This is a genomic window from Brevundimonas sp. GW821-FHT09G01 (genome assembly GCF_059416065.1).
Genome location: NZ_JBWKOL010000001.1, coordinates 260,950 through 278,801 on the forward strand (window position 1 = coordinate 260,950; position 17,852 = coordinate 278,801).

Annotated in this window: 19 protein-coding genes and 1 tRNA gene; 9 read left to right on the forward strand and 11 right to left on the reverse strand. The window is 69.8% G+C overall.

The genetic code is table 11. From position 1 onward, the window contains the following. Positions 1-154: 154 nt before the first annotated feature. Both AC07NB_RS01405 and AC07NB_RS01410 read right to left on the reverse strand, forming a co-directional pair. Positions 155-1,210, reverse strand: coding sequence for an RcnB family protein (locus AC07NB_RS01405; protein ID WP_492313392.1), 1,056 nt, complete (start codon positions 1,208-1,210; stop codon positions 155-157). A gap of 168 nt (positions 1,211-1,378) precedes the next feature. Next, positions 1,379-1,990: an RcnB family protein gene (locus AC07NB_RS01410; protein ID WP_494572424.1), complete on the reverse strand. Its 612-nt coding sequence runs from the start codon at positions 1,988-1,990 to the stop codon at positions 1,379-1,381. Between the two features lie 160 nt (positions 1,991-2,150). Between AC07NB_RS01410 and AC07NB_RS01415 the strand changes: the two genes are divergently transcribed. Next, a complete protein-coding gene (locus AC07NB_RS01415) occupies positions 2,151-2,870 on the forward strand; it encodes a glutathione S-transferase family protein (RefSeq protein ID WP_291836384.1) in 720 nt (239 codons plus the stop codon). A 212-nt stretch (positions 2,871-3,082) separates the two neighbouring features. Further along, positions 3,083-3,382, forward strand: a complete 300-nt coding sequence (locus AC07NB_RS01420; RefSeq protein ID WP_291836381.1) for a sel1 repeat family protein — start codon at positions 3,083-3,085, stop codon at positions 3,380-3,382. Between the two features lie 68 nt (positions 3,383-3,450). On the opposite strand, the gene AC07NB_RS01425 is transcribed toward AC07NB_RS01420, so the two are convergent. Then, a complete protein-coding gene (locus AC07NB_RS01425; RefSeq protein WP_494572423.1) occupies positions 3,451-3,828 on the reverse strand; it encodes a four helix bundle protein in 378 nt (125 codons plus the stop codon). 97 nt (positions 3,829-3,925) lie between these two features. Further along, on the reverse strand, positions 3,926-4,690 hold the full coding sequence (locus AC07NB_RS01430) for a polysaccharide biosynthesis/export family protein (RefSeq protein WP_291836375.1): 765 nt from the start codon (positions 4,688-4,690) through the stop codon (positions 3,926-3,928). 122 nt (positions 4,691-4,812) lie between these two features. On the opposite strand from AC07NB_RS01430, the gene AC07NB_RS01435 reads away from it, so the two are divergent. Continuing rightward, the gene (locus tag AC07NB_RS01435; protein ID WP_291836373.1) at positions 4,813-6,258 is read left to right on the forward strand and encodes a GumC family protein; all 1,446 of its coding nucleotides are present in this window, start codon (positions 4,813-4,815) and stop codon (positions 6,256-6,258) included. Between the two features lie 54 nt (positions 6,259-6,312). Continuing rightward, positions 6,313-7,014, forward strand: a complete 702-nt coding sequence (locus tag AC07NB_RS01440; protein ID WP_494572422.1) for a P-loop NTPase family protein — start codon at positions 6,313-6,315, stop codon at positions 7,012-7,014. On the opposite strand, the gene AC07NB_RS01445 is transcribed toward AC07NB_RS01440, so the two are convergent. From AC07NB_RS01445 to AC07NB_RS01460, 4 genes are read right to left on the reverse strand one after another with little or no spacing between them, the layout of a single operon-like run. Next, the gene (locus AC07NB_RS01445; RefSeq protein WP_494572421.1) at positions 7,011-7,949 is read right to left on the reverse strand and encodes a glycosyltransferase family 2 protein; all 939 of its coding nucleotides are present in this window, start codon (positions 7,947-7,949) and stop codon (positions 7,011-7,013) included. The genes AC07NB_RS01440 and AC07NB_RS01445 overlap by 4 nt on opposite strands. Continuing rightward, positions 7,949-8,911, reverse strand: coding sequence for a glycosyltransferase family 2 protein (locus AC07NB_RS01450; protein WP_494572420.1), 963 nt, complete (start codon positions 8,909-8,911; stop codon positions 7,949-7,951). Before AC07NB_RS01450 ends, AC07NB_RS01445 begins: the two co-directional genes overlap by 1 nt. After that, the gene (locus tag AC07NB_RS01455; RefSeq protein WP_494572419.1) at positions 8,908-10,356 is read right to left on the reverse strand and encodes a lipopolysaccharide biosynthesis protein; all 1,449 of its coding nucleotides are present in this window, start codon (positions 10,354-10,356) and stop codon (positions 8,908-8,910) included. The genes AC07NB_RS01450 and AC07NB_RS01455 overlap by 4 nt, the downstream gene beginning before the upstream one ends. Before the next feature lie 8 nt (positions 10,357-10,364). Next, positions 10,365-11,930 (reverse strand): exopolysaccharide biosynthesis polyprenyl glycosylphosphotransferase, encoded by a 1,566-nt coding sequence (locus AC07NB_RS01460; protein WP_494572418.1) that lies wholly within the window; start codon positions 11,928-11,930, stop codon positions 10,365-10,367. A gap of 119 nt (positions 11,931-12,049) precedes the next feature. On the opposite strand from AC07NB_RS01460, the gene AC07NB_RS01465 reads away from it, so the two are divergent. Then, positions 12,050-12,141: transfer RNA gene (locus AC07NB_RS01465), tRNA-Ser, on the forward strand. Between the two features lie 44 nt (positions 12,142-12,185). Here the strand turns inward: AC07NB_RS01465 and AC07NB_RS01470 are convergent. After that, a complete protein-coding gene (locus tag AC07NB_RS01470; protein WP_291836357.1) occupies positions 12,186-13,118 on the reverse strand; it encodes a LysR family transcriptional regulator in 933 nt (310 codons plus the stop codon). A gap of 72 nt (positions 13,119-13,190) precedes the next feature. Between AC07NB_RS01470 and AC07NB_RS01475 the strand changes: the two genes are divergently transcribed. From AC07NB_RS01475 to AC07NB_RS01485, 3 genes are read left to right on the forward strand one after another with little or no spacing between them, the layout of a single operon-like run. Then, a complete protein-coding gene (locus AC07NB_RS01475) occupies positions 13,191-13,655 on the forward strand; it encodes a DUF6640 family protein (RefSeq protein WP_492313381.1) in 465 nt (154 codons plus the stop codon). Then, positions 13,636-14,664 (forward strand): DUF2306 domain-containing protein, encoded by a 1,029-nt coding sequence (locus AC07NB_RS01480; RefSeq protein ID WP_494572553.1) that lies wholly within the window; start codon positions 13,636-13,638, stop codon positions 14,662-14,664. The genes AC07NB_RS01475 and AC07NB_RS01480 overlap by 20 nt, the downstream gene beginning before the upstream one ends. A 45-nt stretch (positions 14,665-14,709) precedes the next feature. After that, positions 14,710-15,459, forward strand: a complete 750-nt coding sequence (locus AC07NB_RS01485; protein WP_494572416.1) for a hypothetical protein — start codon at positions 14,710-14,712, stop codon at positions 15,457-15,459. A gap of 53 nt (positions 15,460-15,512) precedes the next feature. On the opposite strand, the gene AC07NB_RS01490 is transcribed toward AC07NB_RS01485, so the two are convergent. Continuing rightward, positions 15,513-15,740, reverse strand: coding sequence for a hypothetical protein (locus AC07NB_RS01490; RefSeq protein WP_291837617.1), 228 nt, complete (start codon positions 15,738-15,740; stop codon positions 15,513-15,515). 112 nt (positions 15,741-15,852) lie between these two features. After that, positions 15,853-16,749, reverse strand: a complete 897-nt coding sequence (locus tag AC07NB_RS01495) for a LysR family transcriptional regulator (protein WP_494572415.1) — start codon at positions 16,747-16,749, stop codon at positions 15,853-15,855. A 104-nt stretch (positions 16,750-16,853) separates the two neighbouring features. Here AC07NB_RS01495 and bla point away from each other — a divergent pair, with 104 nt between their 5' ends. Further along, positions 16,854-17,807, forward strand: coding sequence for a subclass B3 metallo-beta-lactamase (gene bla, locus AC07NB_RS01500; protein WP_494572414.1), 954 nt, complete (start codon positions 16,854-16,856; stop codon positions 17,805-17,807). Positions 17,808-17,852 lie beyond the last annotated feature (45 nt).

Sequence of the window (17,852 nt, forward strand, 5' to 3'; positions counted from 1 at the left end):
AGTGATTAGTGGCTGGCCGACGGGGTGCGGCCGCGCCGTCCGCGCCGCCCTTCCGCTAACGACGAAGCTGCGCACTAATCACTAGCCACTAACCACTTGCCACGCGCGGACGCCGGCCGCTCAGAGAGCAACCGGCGCCGCCGTGCACGGGCCCTTACCAGGCCCAGGCGTCGTAGATGACGTCGATGATGTACCCGTCGAACTCGTCGATCAGGTAGATGGTGTTGTCGACCAGCACCCAGCGCGTGCCCGCGGGCGGATAGCCCAGGCCATAGGTGCGCCAGTCGTTCAGCTGGTAGCGCCAGAAGATCGACGGCAGGAAGTCGCCGACATGCCAGCGCTGGTTCCAGTACGAGCGGGGCACGTTGTAGTAGCCGTAGCCCGGCGCGAAATAGAAGCCGAAGCGGACGCCGCGATAGTCGCGCCAGCGACGGTCGTTCCGCCACCAGTCACGCCCGTGGTTCCGGTTCCAGTCCCGGCGCCACTGGTCGCCGTTGAAGCGGCGACGGAAGTCGTCGCGGTCCCGGTCGCGGTCCCGGCCCTGGTTCCAGCCGCCGTTGGGGCGGTCGGGACGGTCCGGGCGATCCGGACGTCCGGGCCGATCCGGGCGATCCGGGCGTCCAGGCCGGTCGGGCCTATCGGGCCTGTCGGGTCTGTCGGGCCGGTCCGGCCGATCAGGACGGCCAGGCTGGCCGGGCCAATCCGGACGACCGGGACGATCCGGACGATCAGGCCTGTCCGGACGGTCGGGCCTGCCGGGTTGCCCCGGACGATCCGGCCAGCCGGGACGGTCCGGGCGGTCGGGACGGGGCTGCTGAGGCCGGTCGGGCCTGTCCGGACGATCCGGACGGTCGGGGCGCGGCTGTTGCGGCCGGTCAGGGCGATCCGGACGGTCCGGTCTGTCGGGACGGTCCGGGCGGGGTTGGTCCGGTCGATCCGGCCGATCCGGACGGTCGGGCCTGTCCGGGCGGTCAGGGCGCGGTTGCTGCGGACGGTCGGGCTGCGGGGGGCGCTCCGGTCGATCCGGGCGGTCGGGTCGCGGCTCCGAGATCGGTCGTTCCGCCCGGTTGCCGGACTCCCCCTCGGACGTACGGAGTTCTCCGCCGTCGCGGCCGCCGCGTCCGTGATCCTGCGCCGCCGCCACGACGGGCGCGACCAGCGGCGCCATCAGAGCCGTGAGGGTCACGGCGACCATAAGTGAGCGTTTCATTCTCGTTTGCTTCTCCGCACGCCCCTGTCAGGCGGCTTGGTCTCACGGTCGTGCTTTCATGCTGAACGGTGACTGAACGAACGGCGTCGTCACGTTAAGCTTCGGTCATGAAAAACGCCCCGTGGACGGATCCACGGGGCGTCGGTCATCGCGCGGGGCGCGGGCGTTCTAGAAGACGTCGTACATCACGCTGGCGATCAGCCCGGAGGCGATGGCGATCATGACGATGTCGTTGTTGGCGTAGACGTAGCGATAGCCGCGCGGGGCCGGGCGCAGGCCGTAGACGTACGGGTCACGCACATAGTAGCCGCGGTAGGCTGACGGCAGGTAGCCGCCGCGCTGCCAGCGATAGCCGTGATAGCGCGGCTCGACCCGGTAGTAGCCGTAGCTCGGCGCATACCAGTAGCCGCTGCGCGCCCCGCGATAGTCGCGGAAGTCGTCGCGGCCCCGCCACCAGTCGCGGTTGTTGCGGTCCCAGCGGCGGTCCTGGCGGTAATCCCGCCGGTCATCGCGGCGCTCGGCCCGGTAGTCGCGACGGTCGTCCCGGCGGTCCTGGCGGTAGTCCTGACGGTTGTCGTAGTCGCCCTGACGCCAGTCGCGGCGGTCATCGCGGCGTTCGCGGCGGAAGTCCTGGTGGTCATCGCGGCGATCCTGGCGATAGTCGCGACGGTCGTCGCGGCGCTCCTGGCGGTCGCCACGGCTCTGGGCCTCGGCGGCCAAGGGCGCGGCCGTCGTCGCCAGCGCGAGACCGATCACGGCGGCCTTGGTGAAACGGTTCATCCTTCTTCTCCCTGTCGGAGCGGGGCGGGGGCCCGTCCGTTAAGCATGGAGCGAGGTTCGTCCCGGGCCGATGAACTGCCGCTGAACATCGCTGTCAGCTTGCCGGTTGCGCGCGGGAGGGGCGGCGCCCACCTCGACCGTAACCGTCACAGGAGCCGTCATGACCCGCCCGATCGAACTCTGGTACTGGCCCACGCCGAACGGCTGGAAGGTGTCCATTGCGCTGGAGGAGATGGGGCTGCCCTACACGCTCAAGCCGGTGAACATCGGGACGGGCGAGCAGTTCGCGCCCGCCTTCCAGAAGATCAGCCCCAACGGCCGCATGCCCGCCATCGTCGATCCGGACGGCCCGGACGGCATGCCGCTGGCCATCTTCGAGTCCGGGGCCATCCTGCAGTACCTCGGCGCCAAGTCGGGCAAATTCTATCCGCACGACCTGCGCGGCAAGGCCGAGGTCGACCAGTGGCTGTTCTGGCAGGTCGGCGGCCTGGGACCGATGGCGGGCCAGACGCATCACTTCCGCCAGTACGCGCCCGCGATCGTCCAGGACCAGCGCCAGATCGCCTACGGCGTGCGCCGCTACACCGACGAGACCCACCGCCTGTATGGCGTGCTGGACCGCCGGCTGGCGGACCGGGCCTACCTCGCGGGCGAGTACTCCATCGCCGACATGGCGGCCTGGCCGTGGATCCTGCCCGAGCTGCAGGGCCAGAACGTCGACGAGTTCCCGAACCTGAAAGCCTGGCTGGCGCGAGTGGGCGATCGGCCCGCGGTGCAGAAGGGCCGCGCGCTCGGCGAAGAGCTGCGCAGGAACCTGGCGGCGTCCGGAAAGGCGGCCGAGGACGCCCGCAAGGTGCTGTTCGGGCAGCGCGCGCGGTAACCCTCTGTAAGGACGCGAGTCACGTCTCGTTAGGGCCTCTGAATCAGAGATTATCGAGAGATTTCAGAGGTCTTTACGGGGCGCAGAAAGTTCGGCGGATTCGTCTGAAAAGGCGCTTCAGGCGCGCGTTGTTAACTCTGTATTCAAACCGCGGGTCTTTCACTCGGGTCACAGGACGAGGCCAGAACGGCCTGCGAACCGGAGACACGGTGATGAACGCGCAAGAAACGGCGCCTGAAATGGTCGAAGAGGCTCTGCCCCTGCCGACCGCCGACATGAACGGGGACGACCTGTTCCGGCTGGGCATGATGTATTCCACGGGCCAGAACGGCTGCCCGATGGACCGCGTCTCGGCTCACATGATCTTCAACCTCGCCGCCATGAAGGGCAGTGTCGAAGCGCGCGTCTATCGCCGCGAGATGAGCCAGGAGATGGAGCAGGAAGAGATCAGCGAAGCCCAGAAGGCCGCGCGCCGCTACATCGACGCCGGCGTGGTCAAGCTGGCTGCCTGATCGCGCTCGCTACGACTGACCACCGGGGTCGCTAGTGGTTAGTGGATAGTGATTAGTGGATGGCTGGGTCAGCCGTCCGTGCGCCTCTTCAGCGACGCGGACAGCGCGACCAGCATGCGGTTGATGTCCGATGAGGCGAGTAGCAGCGTCCGGGCGTCCGCTCTGCCCAAATAGGACAGCCTTTCAGCCAACAAGAGTTGGGTTTCCGCTTCCGCCAGCGATCCCTTGGCGATGCCAAGAAATTGCACGAGCTCTCCCGTGCTCTGTCTCGCGGAGCCTTCTGCGATATTGGAAGCTACCGAAACGGCGGCTCGTCGAACCTGGCTGATCAGCCCGAAGCGTTCGTCGCGTGGCCAATGTGCGGTCGCTTCATAGATTGCCTCGGCCCAATTCAGGGTCTGCTTCCACACTTCGAGGTCGCGGTAGCTTGCGATTCCTTGCGTCATGGGTGCGGAGGTTTGCGGCTGCGATCCACCAATCACTAACCACTAATCACTTCGCCGCACAACCTTTGAGGGTTTTCGCGCTGCCCTCAATCGGGCCCTAGAAGTTCTGGTATTGCCCGCCGATCGCGTAGGTGAACCCGATAGGCAGGGCGTTGCGGAACTGGGTCACCCAGTTGGCGACCTCGGCCAGTTCGGTGCGGGGCACATAGATGATGTCGCCGCGCCGCAGGGCCACGACCTCGCCGCGCCGGGGCCTCAGATCGACCGCCCGCAGCATGCGCACGCCGCCGCGGCCGCGACGGATCAGGGCGACCCGGTCCTGCTTGGCGCCGGGCAGGTAGTCGCCCGCCTGGATGATCGCCTGATAGGCGTCCAGGTCGCCGTTCATCTCGATCATGCCCGGGGTGCGGACCTCGCCCCCCACCCAGACCCGGATCGGACCCGCCGTCTTCAGCGTCACCTCGACCGTCGGACGGCGCAGCTGGCTGGCGTAGGCGGTCGAGGCGTCGGCCTCCAGTTCGGCGATGGTCCGGTCCGCGGCCATCAGCTGGCCGACCAGCGGCAGCGATATCCGGCCGTCGGGCCCGATCCGCTGGGTGCGGGTCAGTTCGACGGCTGTCGGTGTCGCGATCTCGATCTCGTCGCCCGGATAAAGGACGTACTCCGGCTCGTCGTCCGACCAGTCGGAGAAGCCGATCTCCGGGAAGGAGGTGCGGCTGACCCGCTCGACCCGGCCGCCGGCGCCGGACGAAGCGGGCAGGGGCAGGCGCGAATCGTCTCCGCCCGACATCCCGCCGCAGCCCGCCAGGGCGCCGCTCGCGCCGAGCAGGCCGAGAAGCATCAGGCGGCGGTCAATGGACATGGCGGAATCGCTCCCGAAAGCGGCGTTGGCGGCAAGGTGAGGGGTTATGGGTAACCCATGGTTAACGCGGGTAGGCGAAGTCTGAGACTCACAGTCCCGTTTGATGGAATCAGTCCGCCCGAATGCGCACGACGGCCTACACGACAGTCCGGCCGCGCTACGGCTTCGCTGACATCGTCGGCCTGCTGTTCCGCGAACTGCTGCTGATGATCGTGATCTTCCTGGCCGTGTTCGCGCTGGGCACGGCGGCGGTGCTGACGCTCAAGAAGACCTATACGGCCACCTCGACGGTCTATGCGGGCGCGGGGCAGGAATATGTGTACCAGCCGCGCGTCGGCTTGAGCGACCGCACCGGCCAGCCGCTGGAAGCCTCCGCCGTGGCCCAGGCCGAGGCGCGGATCCTCGGCAGTCTGGAGGTCAAGCGACGCACCGTTGAAGTGCTGGGCGCCGACGCCATCCTGGGGCCGGACGCCAAGGGAACGCCGGCCCAGAAGGAAACCGCCGCGCTGAAGGCGCTGGACGGCGGACTGGGCGTCGGCACCACCCCGGCCAGCGCCATCATCTCGGTCTCCTATGAAGCGGGCGATCCCGATCGGGCCGCGCGGGTGCTGAACGCGGTGATCGACCAGTATCTGATCCAGCGCCGCGCCGTGTTCCGCGACCGCGCCAGCCCGGCCTTCACCGCCCAGCGCGAGGTCTTCGAGAACGAGCTGGGCGAGGCCGACAACGCCTATGAGGCCTTCCTGCAGTCCAACGACATCGGCGACTTCGCGACGGCCAAGGTCACCCTGGCGGCGACCTACCAGACCACCTTCGCCGAGACCCTGTCGGTCCGCGCCCAGCTGAACCAGGCCTCGCAGCGGCTGCGGACGCTGGAGGCCCAGCTGGCCCAGCAGCCCGCCGAGGTGGTGCTGCAGCAGGACCTGAACATCTCGGCCCAGGACCAGATCCTGACGCTGCGCACCGAGCGCGAGAACCTGCTGGCGCGCTACACCGAGGACGCCCAGCCGGTGCGCGACATCGACCAGCGCATCGCCCAGCTGCAGGCCTATGTGGCCACGGGTACGACGGTGGGGGCCAAGGAGGTCCGCACCGGCCCCAGCACCATCTTCACCGAGATCGAGACCGCCCGGATCAACGCCGCCGCCGACCGCGACGCCCTGGCCGCCCGCCTGTCGGTGCTGGAGGGTCAGCTGAACACCCTGCGCGAACGTCAGTCCCACCTGACCCAGCTGGAATCGACCAACTCGACCCTGGCCGGCAGCCGGGAAGTGCTGACCGCCAAGGTGCGCGAGTTCCAGCAGCGCGAAACCGAGGCCCGCGCCGACAGCGCCCTGGTGGCCGCCGGCGCCGACAACGTCACCGTCATCGCCCGCGCCGAGGCCCCGACCAAGGGCAAGAGCCTGAAGGTTCCGCTGCTGGCCGCTGTCTTCCTGTTCGCCGGCTTCACCGCCCTGTGCGTCGGCCTGCTGCGGGTGTTCATGCGCCGGGGTTACGTCACCCCCGCGTCGACCGGCCGCACGCTGGACATGCCGGTTCTGGCCGTGGCCCCGGTGAAGGCCCGATGAGGCGGGCGGGAGCCGTGGTAGCGTTCAGGCTGAGGACAGGCGCGTAACGATTCGATGGTCGATCTGACGTCCGAAATGGCGGCTCTCTGGGCGGCGCTGGGTCCGGCGCCGGGCCATCGCGGCCGCGTGATCCAGATCGCCGCCGCCAACACCGGCGAGGGCGTCTCCACCGTCGCGCGCGAGTACGCCCGCCTGGCCGCCGTCCGGGCCCGCCGTCCGGTCTGGCTGGTTGACGCCGACCTGGCCCAGCAGGCGCAGGTCGAGGCCATGGCCGCCGAACCCGACCGCTTCGGCCGCGCCGGCAAGGCCGCCATGGCCACGCCCGACGGCTCCATCTTCTTCGCCATCGCCCCGCGCGTGACCGACCGCGAGGGCAAGCCGGTGCACCCCGCCCGGCTGGTGACGGCGCGGCCCTTCCTGGGCGGGCGGCTGTGGGGCACGCGGTTCGCGGGTGAACACCTGCGATCGGGCCAGCGGGCCGAGGTGCTGGGCGACGCCCGCTACTGGGACGCCCTGCGCCGCCATGCCGACACCGTGGTGATCGATTCCCCCGCCGCCGACCGCAGCGACACGGCCATCACCCTGGCGCCCTTCGTCGACGCGACGGTGCTGGTGGTGGCGGCGGGCAGCACCTCGGCGGGCGATCCGCTGATCCTGCGCGACGAGATCGAGGCCGTGGGCGGCAAGATCGCGGGCGTGGTGGTCAACCGCTCGACCTACAATCCGCCGGCCTTCCTGCGGCGCCTGACGGGCTAGGCCGTTCGGTCCAGCCGGGCGACCTCGGCGGTTCCGTAGAACTGGGGCTCGAAGCCCTTCATCCAGAACAGTTTGCCGATCCCGCGCGCCGTGCGGTCGTACATCTCGGCGCGCTTCGGGCTGGCGATCAGGGTCAGGGCCAGCGAGGCCCCGCCCCAGACGACGGTCTGCGCCGCGCCGATCACCATCCAGCGCAGGACGCCGGGCCAGTCGCGCGCGGCGGCGGCGGTCTGGCTGGGTCCCTGGCCATAGGCGAAGGCGCGGGTCAGGGCGTAGGTCAGGGTGGCGCGGTGAGCCGGGGCGAACTCCTCGACCCAGGCGTCGGCGGCCCAGCCGAACCGGCCGCCCCGGGCCGCCAGCGCCGCGAACAGCACGTCGTCCTCGCCGCCCGTATGGTCCGCCGAGGCGCTGAACGGCGCATCGCCGGGCAGGGCCGTGGTCCGCACCAGCAGGGAGTTGCCGCAGCCCCACGGGTGATCGACCAGGCCGGTCGTCGCCGGTCCTTCACGCCCGAAGAAGCGCTCCAGATACGGCTTCAACCACTCTTGGGCCTCGGGCGCGCGGCCGGTGATGGGGCCGAAGACGGCGTCGGCGCCGGTCTGAACCTGCGCGGCCAGCAGGGCGGCCAGCCAGCCGGGCGAGGCGGCCTCGTCGTCGTCGAGGAAGGCGATCAGGGGGGCGTCGGTGGCGGCCAGCCCGGCGTTGCGGGCGCGGGCGACGCCGGGCGTCGGCTCGGACACATAGACCAGCGCCCAGGGGCTCTGCGGCTTCAGGGCCTCGATCAGGGGCGCGGCGGAGGCGGTCGGATCGTTGTCGACCACCACGATGGCCGAGATCTTCTGTTCGACGCCGGTCTGGGCGAACAGGGACCGCAGGGCGCGCTCCAGGCTTTCGGGCCGGCGCAGGGTCGGGACGATGACGGCGACGTCGCCCATCACACCGCGTCCGCGTACAGGGCCGCGCGGTACAGGCGCAGGGAGAAGGCGCGGGCGGCGACCGGCAGGCGCTCCATCCCGGCGACCCGACGCATCAGGGCGCGCAGGCGGGGCAGGACGGGCAGGGTCTTCAGCAGTTTCGCGGCCTTGTAGCTGGGATAGGCGGCGACGATCTCGGGATGGCGGGCGGCCATGCGGGCGAAGTTCGGGGCCGACTGCTCATACTTGCCCGCCAGCGCCTGGACGGTGTCCAGGCCCATATGGGTGGCCGGGTTGTCCAGGTGAACGACGCGGAAGCGGCGCGACACGCGCATGGCCCACTCCACATCCTCCCAGCCCCAGCCGGTGAAGCCCGGGTCGAAGGCCTCGGCCTCGAACACGTCGCGGCGGACCAGCAGGTTGGAGGTGTAGACGTATTTCTCAGGCTGCTTCGCCCGCTCGGTGTAGGGCACGCATTCGGACTTGGCGGCCATGGCCCGGTGGACCTGGAATTTCGCGTCGGTCGGGGCCTGCAGCAGGGAGAAGCCGCCGAAGGCGACGGCCGGATCCTCGCGCGAGACCAGATCGGCCCAGTCGCGCAGGAAGCGGCGATGGTCGGGCCGCATGTCGCTGTCGAGGAACAGCAGGCTGCCGCCGCGCGCCGCCGAAGCCAGCCGGTTGCGCCCAATGGCGCGGCCCTCGTTGGCGGGCAGGGTGATCAGCCGCGCCGGCAGGGCCATGGCCTTCACCTGCGCCACCAGCCGGGCGGTCAGATCGGCGTCGGCGGTGCCGTCGTCCAGCACGACGATTTCGACGGCCCCGTCGACCGAGGCGGCCTCCTCGTCGAGCAGTTGCAGCAGCTCAGCCGGATCGTCGCGCAGGAAGGGGATCAGCACCGAGACCGCCGGACGGGCCGCCTTGCGCGCGGCGTTGTCGGTGATCTTCGCCTTGGAGGCGGAGGCCTTGGGAGCGGGAGACGTCATGCGGCGACCTTTCCGGCGTGGCGGCGCGCGATCAGGCGCAGGGCCACATCGCGGACCCCGGCGGCGTTGATGGTCAGGGCGACGGCGGCGTAGACGACCGCGCCGACCGTGGCGTCCAGCGCCAGCTCGAACACGCCGCCGATGGGGGGCAGGACCGAGACGGCGGCGGCCATGACGGCGGCGGCGACGCCGCAGCGGACCAGCGCCTCCCACGGCACCGGCAGCGGCAGGACCCGGCGGCCGAGGGCCATGGTGGCCAGCAGGCCCAGGCCGAAGCTGGCGGCGGTGGCCCAGGCCGCGCCCATGACGCCGAAGCGGGGCACGAGGATCAGGTTGAGGAGGACATTGGCCCCCGCCGGAATGGCCATGGCCATCAGCAGGTGCTTGGTCTTGCGGCCCAGGGTGAAGGCCTGGCCGAAATAGTAGGCCGTCAGGCCGTACAGCAGGGCCGACAGGGCGATCCACGGGGTGATCGAGGCCGCGGCTGCGCGCAGGTCCTGGCCGATCAGCACCTCGGCCAGCGGACGGGCGACCAGGGCCACCCCGGCGGCGGCGGGCAGGCCGACCAGCAGGAAGGTGGACAGCTGTTCGCGGGCGGCGATCTTCAGCCGGTCCGCCCCGCCGCGCTCCAGCGCCATGACCAGCGCCGGCTGGCCCGCCGAACCGAGCCACAGGAACAGGACGTCGAGGGTGCGGTTCGCGATCGAATAGCCGGCGTGATAGGCGCCCACCGCCGCCTCGTCCATGAAGGCGGCCAGCAGGAAGCGGTCGGTCGAGGACAGCACCACCGTCAGCGCCAGCGACATGGCGATGGGGTAGCCGTACAGCGCATAGTTCCGCATCCGCTCGGGCTCGAACCGGCCGCCGCGCGCTTCCTTCAATTCACCCGGCAGGACGAAGGGCAGGGCCGCCAGCGGGGCCAGGCCGAGGCCCAGCAGGGGCGCCGCGCCGCCCGCGCCCGCCAGGGCGAAGCCGACGCCGATGACCAGCCCGCCGATGGACACCGCCATGTCGAAGCCGGCGGCCTTGCGCACCTCTCCGGCGGCGCGGAACCGCTCCTGGCCCAGCTTCATCAGGCAGCGGGCGGGGGCGCCGGCCAGGCCGACGGCCAGGGCGGTCTTGAACAGCAGGTCCGTCGGCCACAGCCACAGGCCCACGCCGATGACCACCAGGAACACGACGCTGAGCCCGAAGGCGGTGCGGTACAGGCTGGCGAAATGGCCCTGCAGCGAGGCCCCGCTCTCGGCGGCCCAGAACCGCGCCATCGAGGCTTCCAGCCAGCTGAACACGGCCACATGGGCCAGCGTCATGACCGAGAAGGCCAGGGCGTAGCGCCCGAAGTCCTCGGGGCTGAGCAGACGGGTGAAGAGGACGATGGTCAGGAAGCCGACCACGCCCTGCACGATATTGGCCGGCAGGTAGCCCCAGACGCCTTTCCAGAACATCTAGCGGCTCACCGGATCGCCGAACGGTCGCCCAGCAGGACGGGAATGGTGACGGCCATGATCCACAGATCCATCCACAGGCTCTGGCGCTCGACATAGTCGATATCGAGCTGCACCCGGCGGCGCACGTCCTGGGCGGTGTGCAGCGGACCGCGCGAGCCGTTGACGGCGGCCCATCCGGTCATGCCGGGCTTGATGCGGTGGCGGTGGGCGTATTCGGCGACGAGGCGGGCCGACTCGACGTGGCCGGTCTTCATGCCGATGGCGTGGGGCCGCGGCCCGACCAGCGACATCTCGCCGGTGATCACGTTCACCAGCTGCGGCAGTTCATCCAGGCTGGTCTTGCGGATGAATTTCCCGACCTTGGTGACCCGGTCGTCGTCATGGGTGACCTGACGGCTGGCGGTGGCGTCCGCCGTCTCCTGCCGCATGGAGCGGAATTTCCACACCACGATCTCTTCCTGGTTGAAGCCGTGGCGGCGCTGGCGGAACAGGATCGGGCCGGGGCTGTCCAGACGGACGGCCACCGCGATCAGGGCCATGATCGGGGCCAGGGGGATGAAGGCGATCAGGCCGACGATCAGGTCCTGCAGGCGCTTGTTGAAGGCGCGGCGGTCGGCGTCGACCGAGCCCTGGATATCGGCCAGGGGCGCCGCGGCGAGGCGGTCCAGCGCCGAGGTCGTCTCCTGCGCGCCGTTCGGCTCGACCAGCAGGGTGACCTCGTTGGGCAGGGCGCCCAGCCGGGCGGTCAGCTCGCGCACCCGCGCCTCGGCCTTGGGATCGATGGCCAGCACCACGCGATCGACATAGGGCGTCATCTTGTGGGTCAACAGGTCGTCGGCCGCGCCCAGCACCGGCACGCCCTCGATGGCCCGGGGGCTGCGCGCCAGCCGGTCGTCGAAGATGCCCAGCACGTTCAGGTCGCGGCGCTTCAGCGCCTCGCGGATCAGGTCCTCGGCGTGACGGGTGGCGCCGACCAGCACGATGTTCGGGGTCAGGGCGCCCGTGGCGCGCCAGCGCGAGACCAGCCCGCTCCACACCATGTGCAGCGCGATCAGGACCGCGAAGGTCAGCCCGGCCCAGACGGTCCAGGCGGTCCATTGGGCGCCGGCGCCCGGACGCAGCAGGGCGCCCGAGGCGAAGGCGGCGGCGGCGCCGACCGCGCAGACCGCGGCGACCGACAGCAGGTGGGTCGCGGTCTTCTGGCCCCGTGAGAACCGGTAGCGGCCCAGCGAGCGCAGCAGGGCCAGGATGGTCCCGGCGCCCAGGGCGAACGGGGCGATGCGCGAGACCTCGGCATGCACCAGCACGCCGGGCGAGGCGGCCCAGGCGCACAGCAGGGTGATGCCGACCACGGCCAGCACGTCGAAGGCGCGGAAATAGTGGGCGGCCAGGCGCGAAGCGTGCCGCTGGCGCGCGTTCAGCCAGACCTCTGGCCGGAACGGACCGCGCCGGGCGGCGCCGGCGTCCTCGACCGGAGTCGGCGCCGTCGCCCGCGTCGCCGACGGCCGTGCGGCCCGCGCGCGCGGCGACGGGGCGTCAGGGCTGGAGAGGCGGCTCGCGGCGTCGGTCATCATGCTCGGACGAAGAGTTCTCGCGCATCATGCACAACCCGACTGACTGTCCCGTTAACGCTCGCGTGCGTCTGACCCGTTGCGCCGTCCGAAATGCTCGGCTAAGCACGCCGCCTGCCGGAGACGTGGCCGAGTGGCTGAAGGCAACGGTTTGCTAAATCGTCGTACCCTGTAAGGGGTACCGAGGGTTCGAATCCCTCCGTCTCCGCCAGAACCTTCCCGCCATCATTGAATTGCTGCGCATGGCGCCGCCCCCTAGCCGAGGCGGCCGGGCGCTTGTGATTGGAGAGCCATGGCCAGTCTGACGGCAAGCTGATCGAACACGGTGCGCACTTTCAAACTCGTGCGAAGATCGCGGTGGGTGACGAGCCAGACAGGGAAGGTGAGCGGGGGAAGGTCCGGCAGCAGGCGTTGCACCGTGGGATCGGATTCGCCGACACGAAGGGTCATGATCCCGACGCCTGCTCCGGCCCTGACCATGGCCCACTGAGCCAGATGGGAATCAGAGACGATCCGCATGTTCTGCTCCGAGACCGGAAAGCCGAGGTCGCGCAGGCCCTTCAGAAGCCAGTTCTGGCCCGGGTAGCCGATCATATCGACGCCCTCCATATCCGCCGGCGTGACGGGCGTGGGGTGGCGGGAAAGCCAGTCGGCCGAGGCGAAGAAACCCCCCTCATCCGACCCGAGCCGCTTCACGATCAAATCCGGATGCTCCGTAGGATAGCTGCGTACGGCGATGTCGGCTTCGCGACGCCTCAGGTCCGTTCGATCATTGGCGACCACGATCTCGATCGTCAGGCCGGGATGCCGCTTCGTAATGTCGGCCACGACATCGGGTAACAGGGTGGTGGCGTAGACATCGCTGGCCGCGACCGCCACCGAACCCTGGAGGGTTTGTGTGCGACCGTCGGCCGCCAGGCTCGTGCGCGCGGCGGCCTCGCCCATGCCCCGGACATGATCCAGCAGCTCGAGGCCGGCGTGGGTCAGGACAAGGCCCCGGCCGGCGCGCTCGAACAGCACGACGCCGAGGGTCTGTTGCAGGGCCTCGACCTGTCGGCTCAGGGTGGGCTGACTGAGTTCCAGGGCGACGGCGGCGCGCGAAAGCGAGCCGAGCTCGGCCGTCGCGAGGAACGCCCGCGCGTAGTTCCAGTCAAAGCGCAGGGATCGCCAATCGATACGTTCTTGCATAGGTCCAATTCACGCACGGCGCTGGTGAAAGCAAGCGGGACGAGGGCATCGTCAGGGCAGGGAGCCGCAACCATGTCGATCTTCGCGCGCATGTCTCACCCGACGCACGGGGCCGCCGCACGGCGCAGGCGGAGTTGGCGCTCCGGGGCTGTGACGCTGTCGGCGATTGTTCTGGTCGTGCTGATCCCCGTGCTGGAGGTGAACGACACCCACCTCTTCAGTCCCGACTGGCCCGCCCACGCCCGGTTCCATGAGGCCTGGCAACTGCTGACGAACGCGGGCCTGGCGGCGACGGCCCTATGGCTGGCCCTGGCGCGCGGACGCGAGCGCCTGGCGGCGGGGCTCGTCCTTATTGTCGTGGGGTCTCTGATCCTCGCCTGTGCCTTCGGAGGCTTGTACGGCGGCGCCATCACACGCCCGGGGGGTGACGACCTTCAGCCGCTCGGATTGAGCTTGCCCGTGCTGATCATGTCGGCGCTGGCGGTGGCGTTGCTGGCGGCGGTCTGGCCTGGGAAGCGTGAACCCATTCATTTGTGAATGGCTGTATTCCGTTTCGGGGCGGTTTCGTCGGCGTCGTGACACGCTAGAGCTCAACTCCGCCCGCCGCGACCGGGGCCGCCGCCGGGTCGCCTTGCGCGCGGCGGCAGATCGGGCGCCGCCGAGCAACATCAGACTGAGTATGAACATGATCGACAACCGAGATCAGACCGCGGGCGAAGGCCTTTCCGCCGCGACCCGGTCTGAGCGGGGACGGCATCGCGCACCGCTTGCCGACAAGGCGCTGACGGCCTCCACGATCTTCTGGTTCGTCGTCGCGGCGGCGGGGCAGGCGTTCTTCGCGATCTACATCGCCCTGTTCTATGGCGGCACGTCGCTTCGAGGGGATGTCCAGGCCTGGAACGAGGTCGTCCCGGGCCGCGTGGTCGCCGGTGATGGGGTCGGCTTTCTCGCCATGGCGGCCCATGTCGCGCTGGCGTTCGTCGTCACCGCCGCCGGTCCGCTGCAACTGATCCCCGCCCTTCGGGCGCGCCTGCCGGGGCTCCATCGCTGGACCGGGCGGGTCTATGTGAGTCTGGCGTTCGTCATCAGCCTGGGCGGTCTCTACCTGATCTGGGGGTATCGCGACGCGGACGATACCCTCCTGGGATCGTCGCCCCTGACGCTGAACGCCCTTCTGATCATGGTTTTCGCCTGGATGACGTTGAAGAACGGCATGGCGCGCCGGATCGACATTCACCGGCGCTGGGCGTTGCGGCTGTTCCTCGCCATGAGCGGCGTCTGGTTTCTTCGGGTCGGCGTCATGATGTGGATCCTGACGATGGGAACCGAGGGGCTCGGAGGTCGACTTGAAGGGCCTGTCGGCACCTTCCTCAAATTCGCCTGCTACCTCGTTCCCCTGATCATCCTCGAGCTCTACTTCGCCAGTCGGCGCCAACGGTCGGTCGTGCCGAAGTGGGCGATGGCCGGGACCATCGCGGCCTTCACCCTGCTGATGGCCGGCGGCATCGGCATGGCGGTCATGGTGTTCTGGCTTCCTCATGTCTGACCGGGGCGGTCGGCGACGATCAGCACCGAAACGGAGAGACGTCCCATGTCTGAACGCATCCGCCGCCCCGCTCTGGCCCGCGCGCTCATTCCCTATCTGGGAGGCGCGCTTCTCATCGCCGGCGGCCTCACCGCCGCTCCCGTCAATGCGCAGGACATGTTTGGCGCGCTGGAAGCCCAAGGCGCGTTCGCTTCCCAGCAGCAGTACGCCGCGAGCCTACACGAGCAGTTCAGCCGCAGATACGACGCCGACGAGGGAAACTCCGGCGGGCCGCCGCCGGGCCTGACACTGGAAGAGGCCAACGCTCTTGACGCGGCGATCCGGGAGAGGAACGCCGAGAGAGATGCGGAGTACCAGCGTTGGCTCGAGGGGAGTTGGCGGTTCTTCCAGAGTCGGGAACCGGCCGAACCAGGCGAATTCTGCGCCGCCATGTTCCAGGGTCCCCAGGGCATGATCGCGCTGAGCGGCGTCGACAAGAGCTGGGACGGCGCGTTGCTCATGTTCACCGGCGACGATATCCCCAAGCCGCGGCGCTTTGGCGAGGTGACGGTCAGGCTGACTCAGACGGGCGAACCGCCGGTGACGATCCGGGCTTACAATCGTGCCCGGGATTCCCGCATGAACACGCTCGGCACACTGGTCATCGCCGTGCCGGCCATGGACGCTGCGCTCGCGGGCATGGCCGACGAGCAGGAGTTCGCCTTGTCCATGGGCGGCAGGGAGGTGTTCCGCATGTCGTGGAAGAATGGCCTGCAGGCCGCGGCGGAACTGCGGAACTGTCTGCGCGAGCGGTGATCTCGCCGGTTCATGCGCGGTGGTGAGCCGACCTGCCGGATAGTCGCCCGGACCTATTCGGGCGGGCAGTCGCGGATCGCGCGCTCCCAGCGGTCAATGCAGGCGCGCAGGCCCGGATCGCCCTCGACGATGTTCTCCTCGACGCCGCAGTACACCGTGCCGTCCGCATGCAGGCAGTAGTCGCCGGGCGCGGCCATGGCCGTGCTCGTCGACAGGGCCGAGGCGGCGAAGACGAACGCGGCGGCGGCGCAGCGGGTCGAAGCCTTACGAAGGAAACGCATCTGTCTTCTCCTGAAGTGTCAGTCTTCCGTGGAAAGGGCGCAGCATTCCGCTGCTTGCGCAACCTCCGAGGGATTATGTTCCCCTCAAGATTGTGTGAAGTCCGTCACGACCCTATGCGGTCCGATTGACCGTGCCGGCCTCCGGGACCGTCTCGGCGTGCATCCACGCCCGGAAGACCGCCATGGCGGGGCTGTCGGGACGGGAGTTCAGCCGGGTCAGCCAGTAGCCGCCGAGGTGGACCTCGATGTCGAAGGGGCGGACCAGCCGCTCGGCGGACAGGTCGCGCGCGAACATGGCTGCGGGGGCCAGGGCCACGCCGAGGCCCGAGGCGGCGGCCGCCGTCATCAGCACCGAACTGTCGAAGACCGGGCCGCGCAGGGGCGGGCAGGGCGCGTGCGCCGCCTCGAACCAGCGGGTCCATTCGTCGGCCCGATACGACCGCAGCAGGGTCTCGCCGGCCAGCGACGCGGGGCCCTTCAGGCGGGCGGCGACCGAGGGCGCGCACAGCGGCGTCAGCGGCGCGCTCAGGATCGGCTCCGCATGGGTTCCGTGCCAGGCCCCGTCGCCGTAGCGGACGGCCAGGTCCAGGCCCTCGCCGGCCAGGTCGACCCGGTTGTTGTTGGTCATGATCCGCAGGTCGATGTGCGGGTGGGCGCGGGCGAAGGCGTCCATGCGCGGCAGCAGCCAGCCCCCGGCGAAGGCGCTGACCACGCCGACGGTCAGCACCTCCTGCAACCGTCCGCCGGCGTAGCGGTCCAGCGTCGCCCCCACCCGGTCGAAGGCGTCGGCCAGCACCGGCACCAGCGCCTGTCCCTCGTCGGTCAGGGCCAGGCCGCGCGGCAGGCGGCGGAACAGGGTGACGCCCAGACGCCGCTCCAGCTGGGCGACCTGATGGCTGACGGCGCCCTGGCTGACGCACAACTCGATGGCGGCGCGGGTGAAGTTCAGGTGCCGGGCGGCCGCCTCGAAGGCGCGTAGGGCGTTCAGGGGAAGTTGGGCGCGGTCCATCGCTCAGGCATGAGGTCAGTTCATGCTTCTGTCCAGTTATGATGCTTTGTGCGGCGGAGGCGGGCTCCGCATCCTTGCCGGGTTCCCCCATCAAGGAGTGAGTGATGAGACGCATTTCCGTCGCCCTGACCGCGGGCCTTCTGGCCCTTGCCGCGGGCTGCGCCCAGGCTGAACCCCAGCAACGGCCGCCCGCGGCGCAGGCGCGTCCCGATCCCGCCCGCGATCCCCTGCTGCAACCGATCGCGCCGGAGTACGCCCGCCAATGGCTGGGCGTGGAGATCCCGACGCGAATCTACGGCAATACCTTCTTTGTGGGCTTCGGTGGGCTGACGGTGGTCCTGATCTCGACGTCCGAGGGGCTGGTGCTGGTCGACGGCGCCCTGCCGCAGGCTGTTCCGGCCATAGAGGACAACATCCGCCGGCTCGGCTTCCGGATCGAGGATGTGAAGTACATCCTCAGCACCGAGCCGCACTACGATCACGCGGGCGGTCTGGCCGCCCTGGCCCGCGACACCGGGGCGACCGTGGTCGCCAGTCCTGCGGCGGCGGCCGTTCTTCGTCGGGGACGCAGCGGCGCCGATGACCCCCAGGCGGCGATTCTGGAGCCGATGCCGCCGGTCGAACGCATCCGGGTCCTGCGAGACGGGGAAATTCTGAATTTGGGCGATGTGGCCATCACGGCCCGCGCCACGCCGGGCCATACGCCGGGCAGCATGAGCTGGAGCTGGCGGTCCTGTGAGGCCGGAACGTGCAAGACGGTGGTGTTCGGCTCCAGCCTGAACCCCATCTCGGCGGACGGTTACCGCTTCACCGATCCCGCCAACCGGGCCTTGGTCGATGGCTTCCGCTCCACCTTCGCCAGCCTGCGCGCCATGCCCTGCGACATCCTTCTGACCGCCCACCCGGGACAGTCGGACGGCGACACGCGCCTGGCGCAGCTGCGGCAGGGGGCGACGCCGAACCCCTTCATCGACCCGACCGCCTGCCGGGCCTATGCCGACAAGTACGAGGTCCTGCTGGAGCGGCGGCTGGAGCGTGAGCGGGCCCGCGCGAACTGATAGACGGGCAGGGCGCGAACCAAACGCCGGTTCGCGCCTTTCCTT

Bases quoted from the DNA above. Each gene is read 5' to 3' on its own strand.
- AC07NB_RS01405 (WP_492313392.1), bottom strand. From the start codon at position 1,210: ATGAAACGCTCACTTATGGTCGCCGTGACCCTCACGGCTCTGATGGCG.
- AC07NB_RS01410 (WP_494572424.1), bottom strand. From the start codon at position 1,990: ATGAACCGTTTCACCAAGGCCGCCGTGATCGGTCTCGCGCTGGCGACG.
- AC07NB_RS01415 (WP_291836384.1), top strand. From the start codon at position 2,151: ATGACCCGCCCGATCGAACTCTGGTACTGGCCCACGCCGAACGGCTGG.
- AC07NB_RS01420 (WP_291836381.1), top strand. From the start codon at position 3,083: ATGAACGCGCAAGAAACGGCGCCTGAAATGGTCGAAGAGGCTCTGCCC.
- AC07NB_RS01425 (WP_494572423.1), bottom strand. From the start codon at position 3,828: ATGACGCAAGGAATCGCAAGCTACCGCGACCTCGAAGTGTGGAAGCAG.
- AC07NB_RS01430 (WP_291836375.1), bottom strand. From the start codon at position 4,690: ATGTCCATTGACCGCCGCCTGATGCTTCTCGGCCTGCTCGGCGCGAGC.
- AC07NB_RS01435 (WP_291836373.1), top strand. From the start codon at position 4,813: ATGCGCACGACGGCCTACACGACAGTCCGGCCGCGCTACGGCTTCGCT.
- AC07NB_RS01440 (WP_494572422.1), top strand. From the start codon at position 6,313: ATGGTCGATCTGACGTCCGAAATGGCGGCTCTCTGGGCGGCGCTGGGT.
- AC07NB_RS01445 (WP_494572421.1), bottom strand. From the start codon at position 7,949: ATGGGCGACGTCGCCGTCATCGTCCCGACCCTGCGCCGGCCCGAAAGC.
- AC07NB_RS01450 (WP_494572420.1), bottom strand. From the start codon at position 8,911: ATGACGTCTCCCGCTCCCAAGGCCTCCGCCTCCAAGGCGAAGATCACC.
- AC07NB_RS01455 (WP_494572419.1), bottom strand. From the start codon at position 10,356: ATGTTCTGGAAAGGCGTCTGGGGCTACCTGCCGGCCAATATCGTGCAG.
- AC07NB_RS01460 (WP_494572418.1), bottom strand. From the start codon at position 11,930: ATGACCGACGCCGCGAGCCGCCTCTCCAGCCCTGACGCCCCGTCGCCG.
- AC07NB_RS01470 (WP_291836357.1), bottom strand. From the start codon at position 13,118: ATGCAAGAACGTATCGATTGGCGATCCCTGCGCTTTGACTGGAACTAC.
- AC07NB_RS01475 (WP_492313381.1), top strand. From the start codon at position 13,191: ATGTCGATCTTCGCGCGCATGTCTCACCCGACGCACGGGGCCGCCGCA.
- AC07NB_RS01485 (WP_494572416.1), top strand. From the start codon at position 14,710: ATGTCTGAACGCATCCGCCGCCCCGCTCTGGCCCGCGCGCTCATTCCC.
- AC07NB_RS01490 (WP_291837617.1), bottom strand. From the start codon at position 15,740: ATGCGTTTCCTTCGTAAGGCTTCGACCCGCTGCGCCGCCGCCGCGTTC.
- AC07NB_RS01495 (WP_494572415.1), bottom strand. From the start codon at position 16,749: ATGGACCGCGCCCAACTTCCCCTGAACGCCCTACGCGCCTTCGAGGCG.
- bla (WP_494572414.1), top strand. From the start codon at position 16,854: ATGAGACGCATTTCCGTCGCCCTGACCGCGGGCCTTCTGGCCCTTGCC.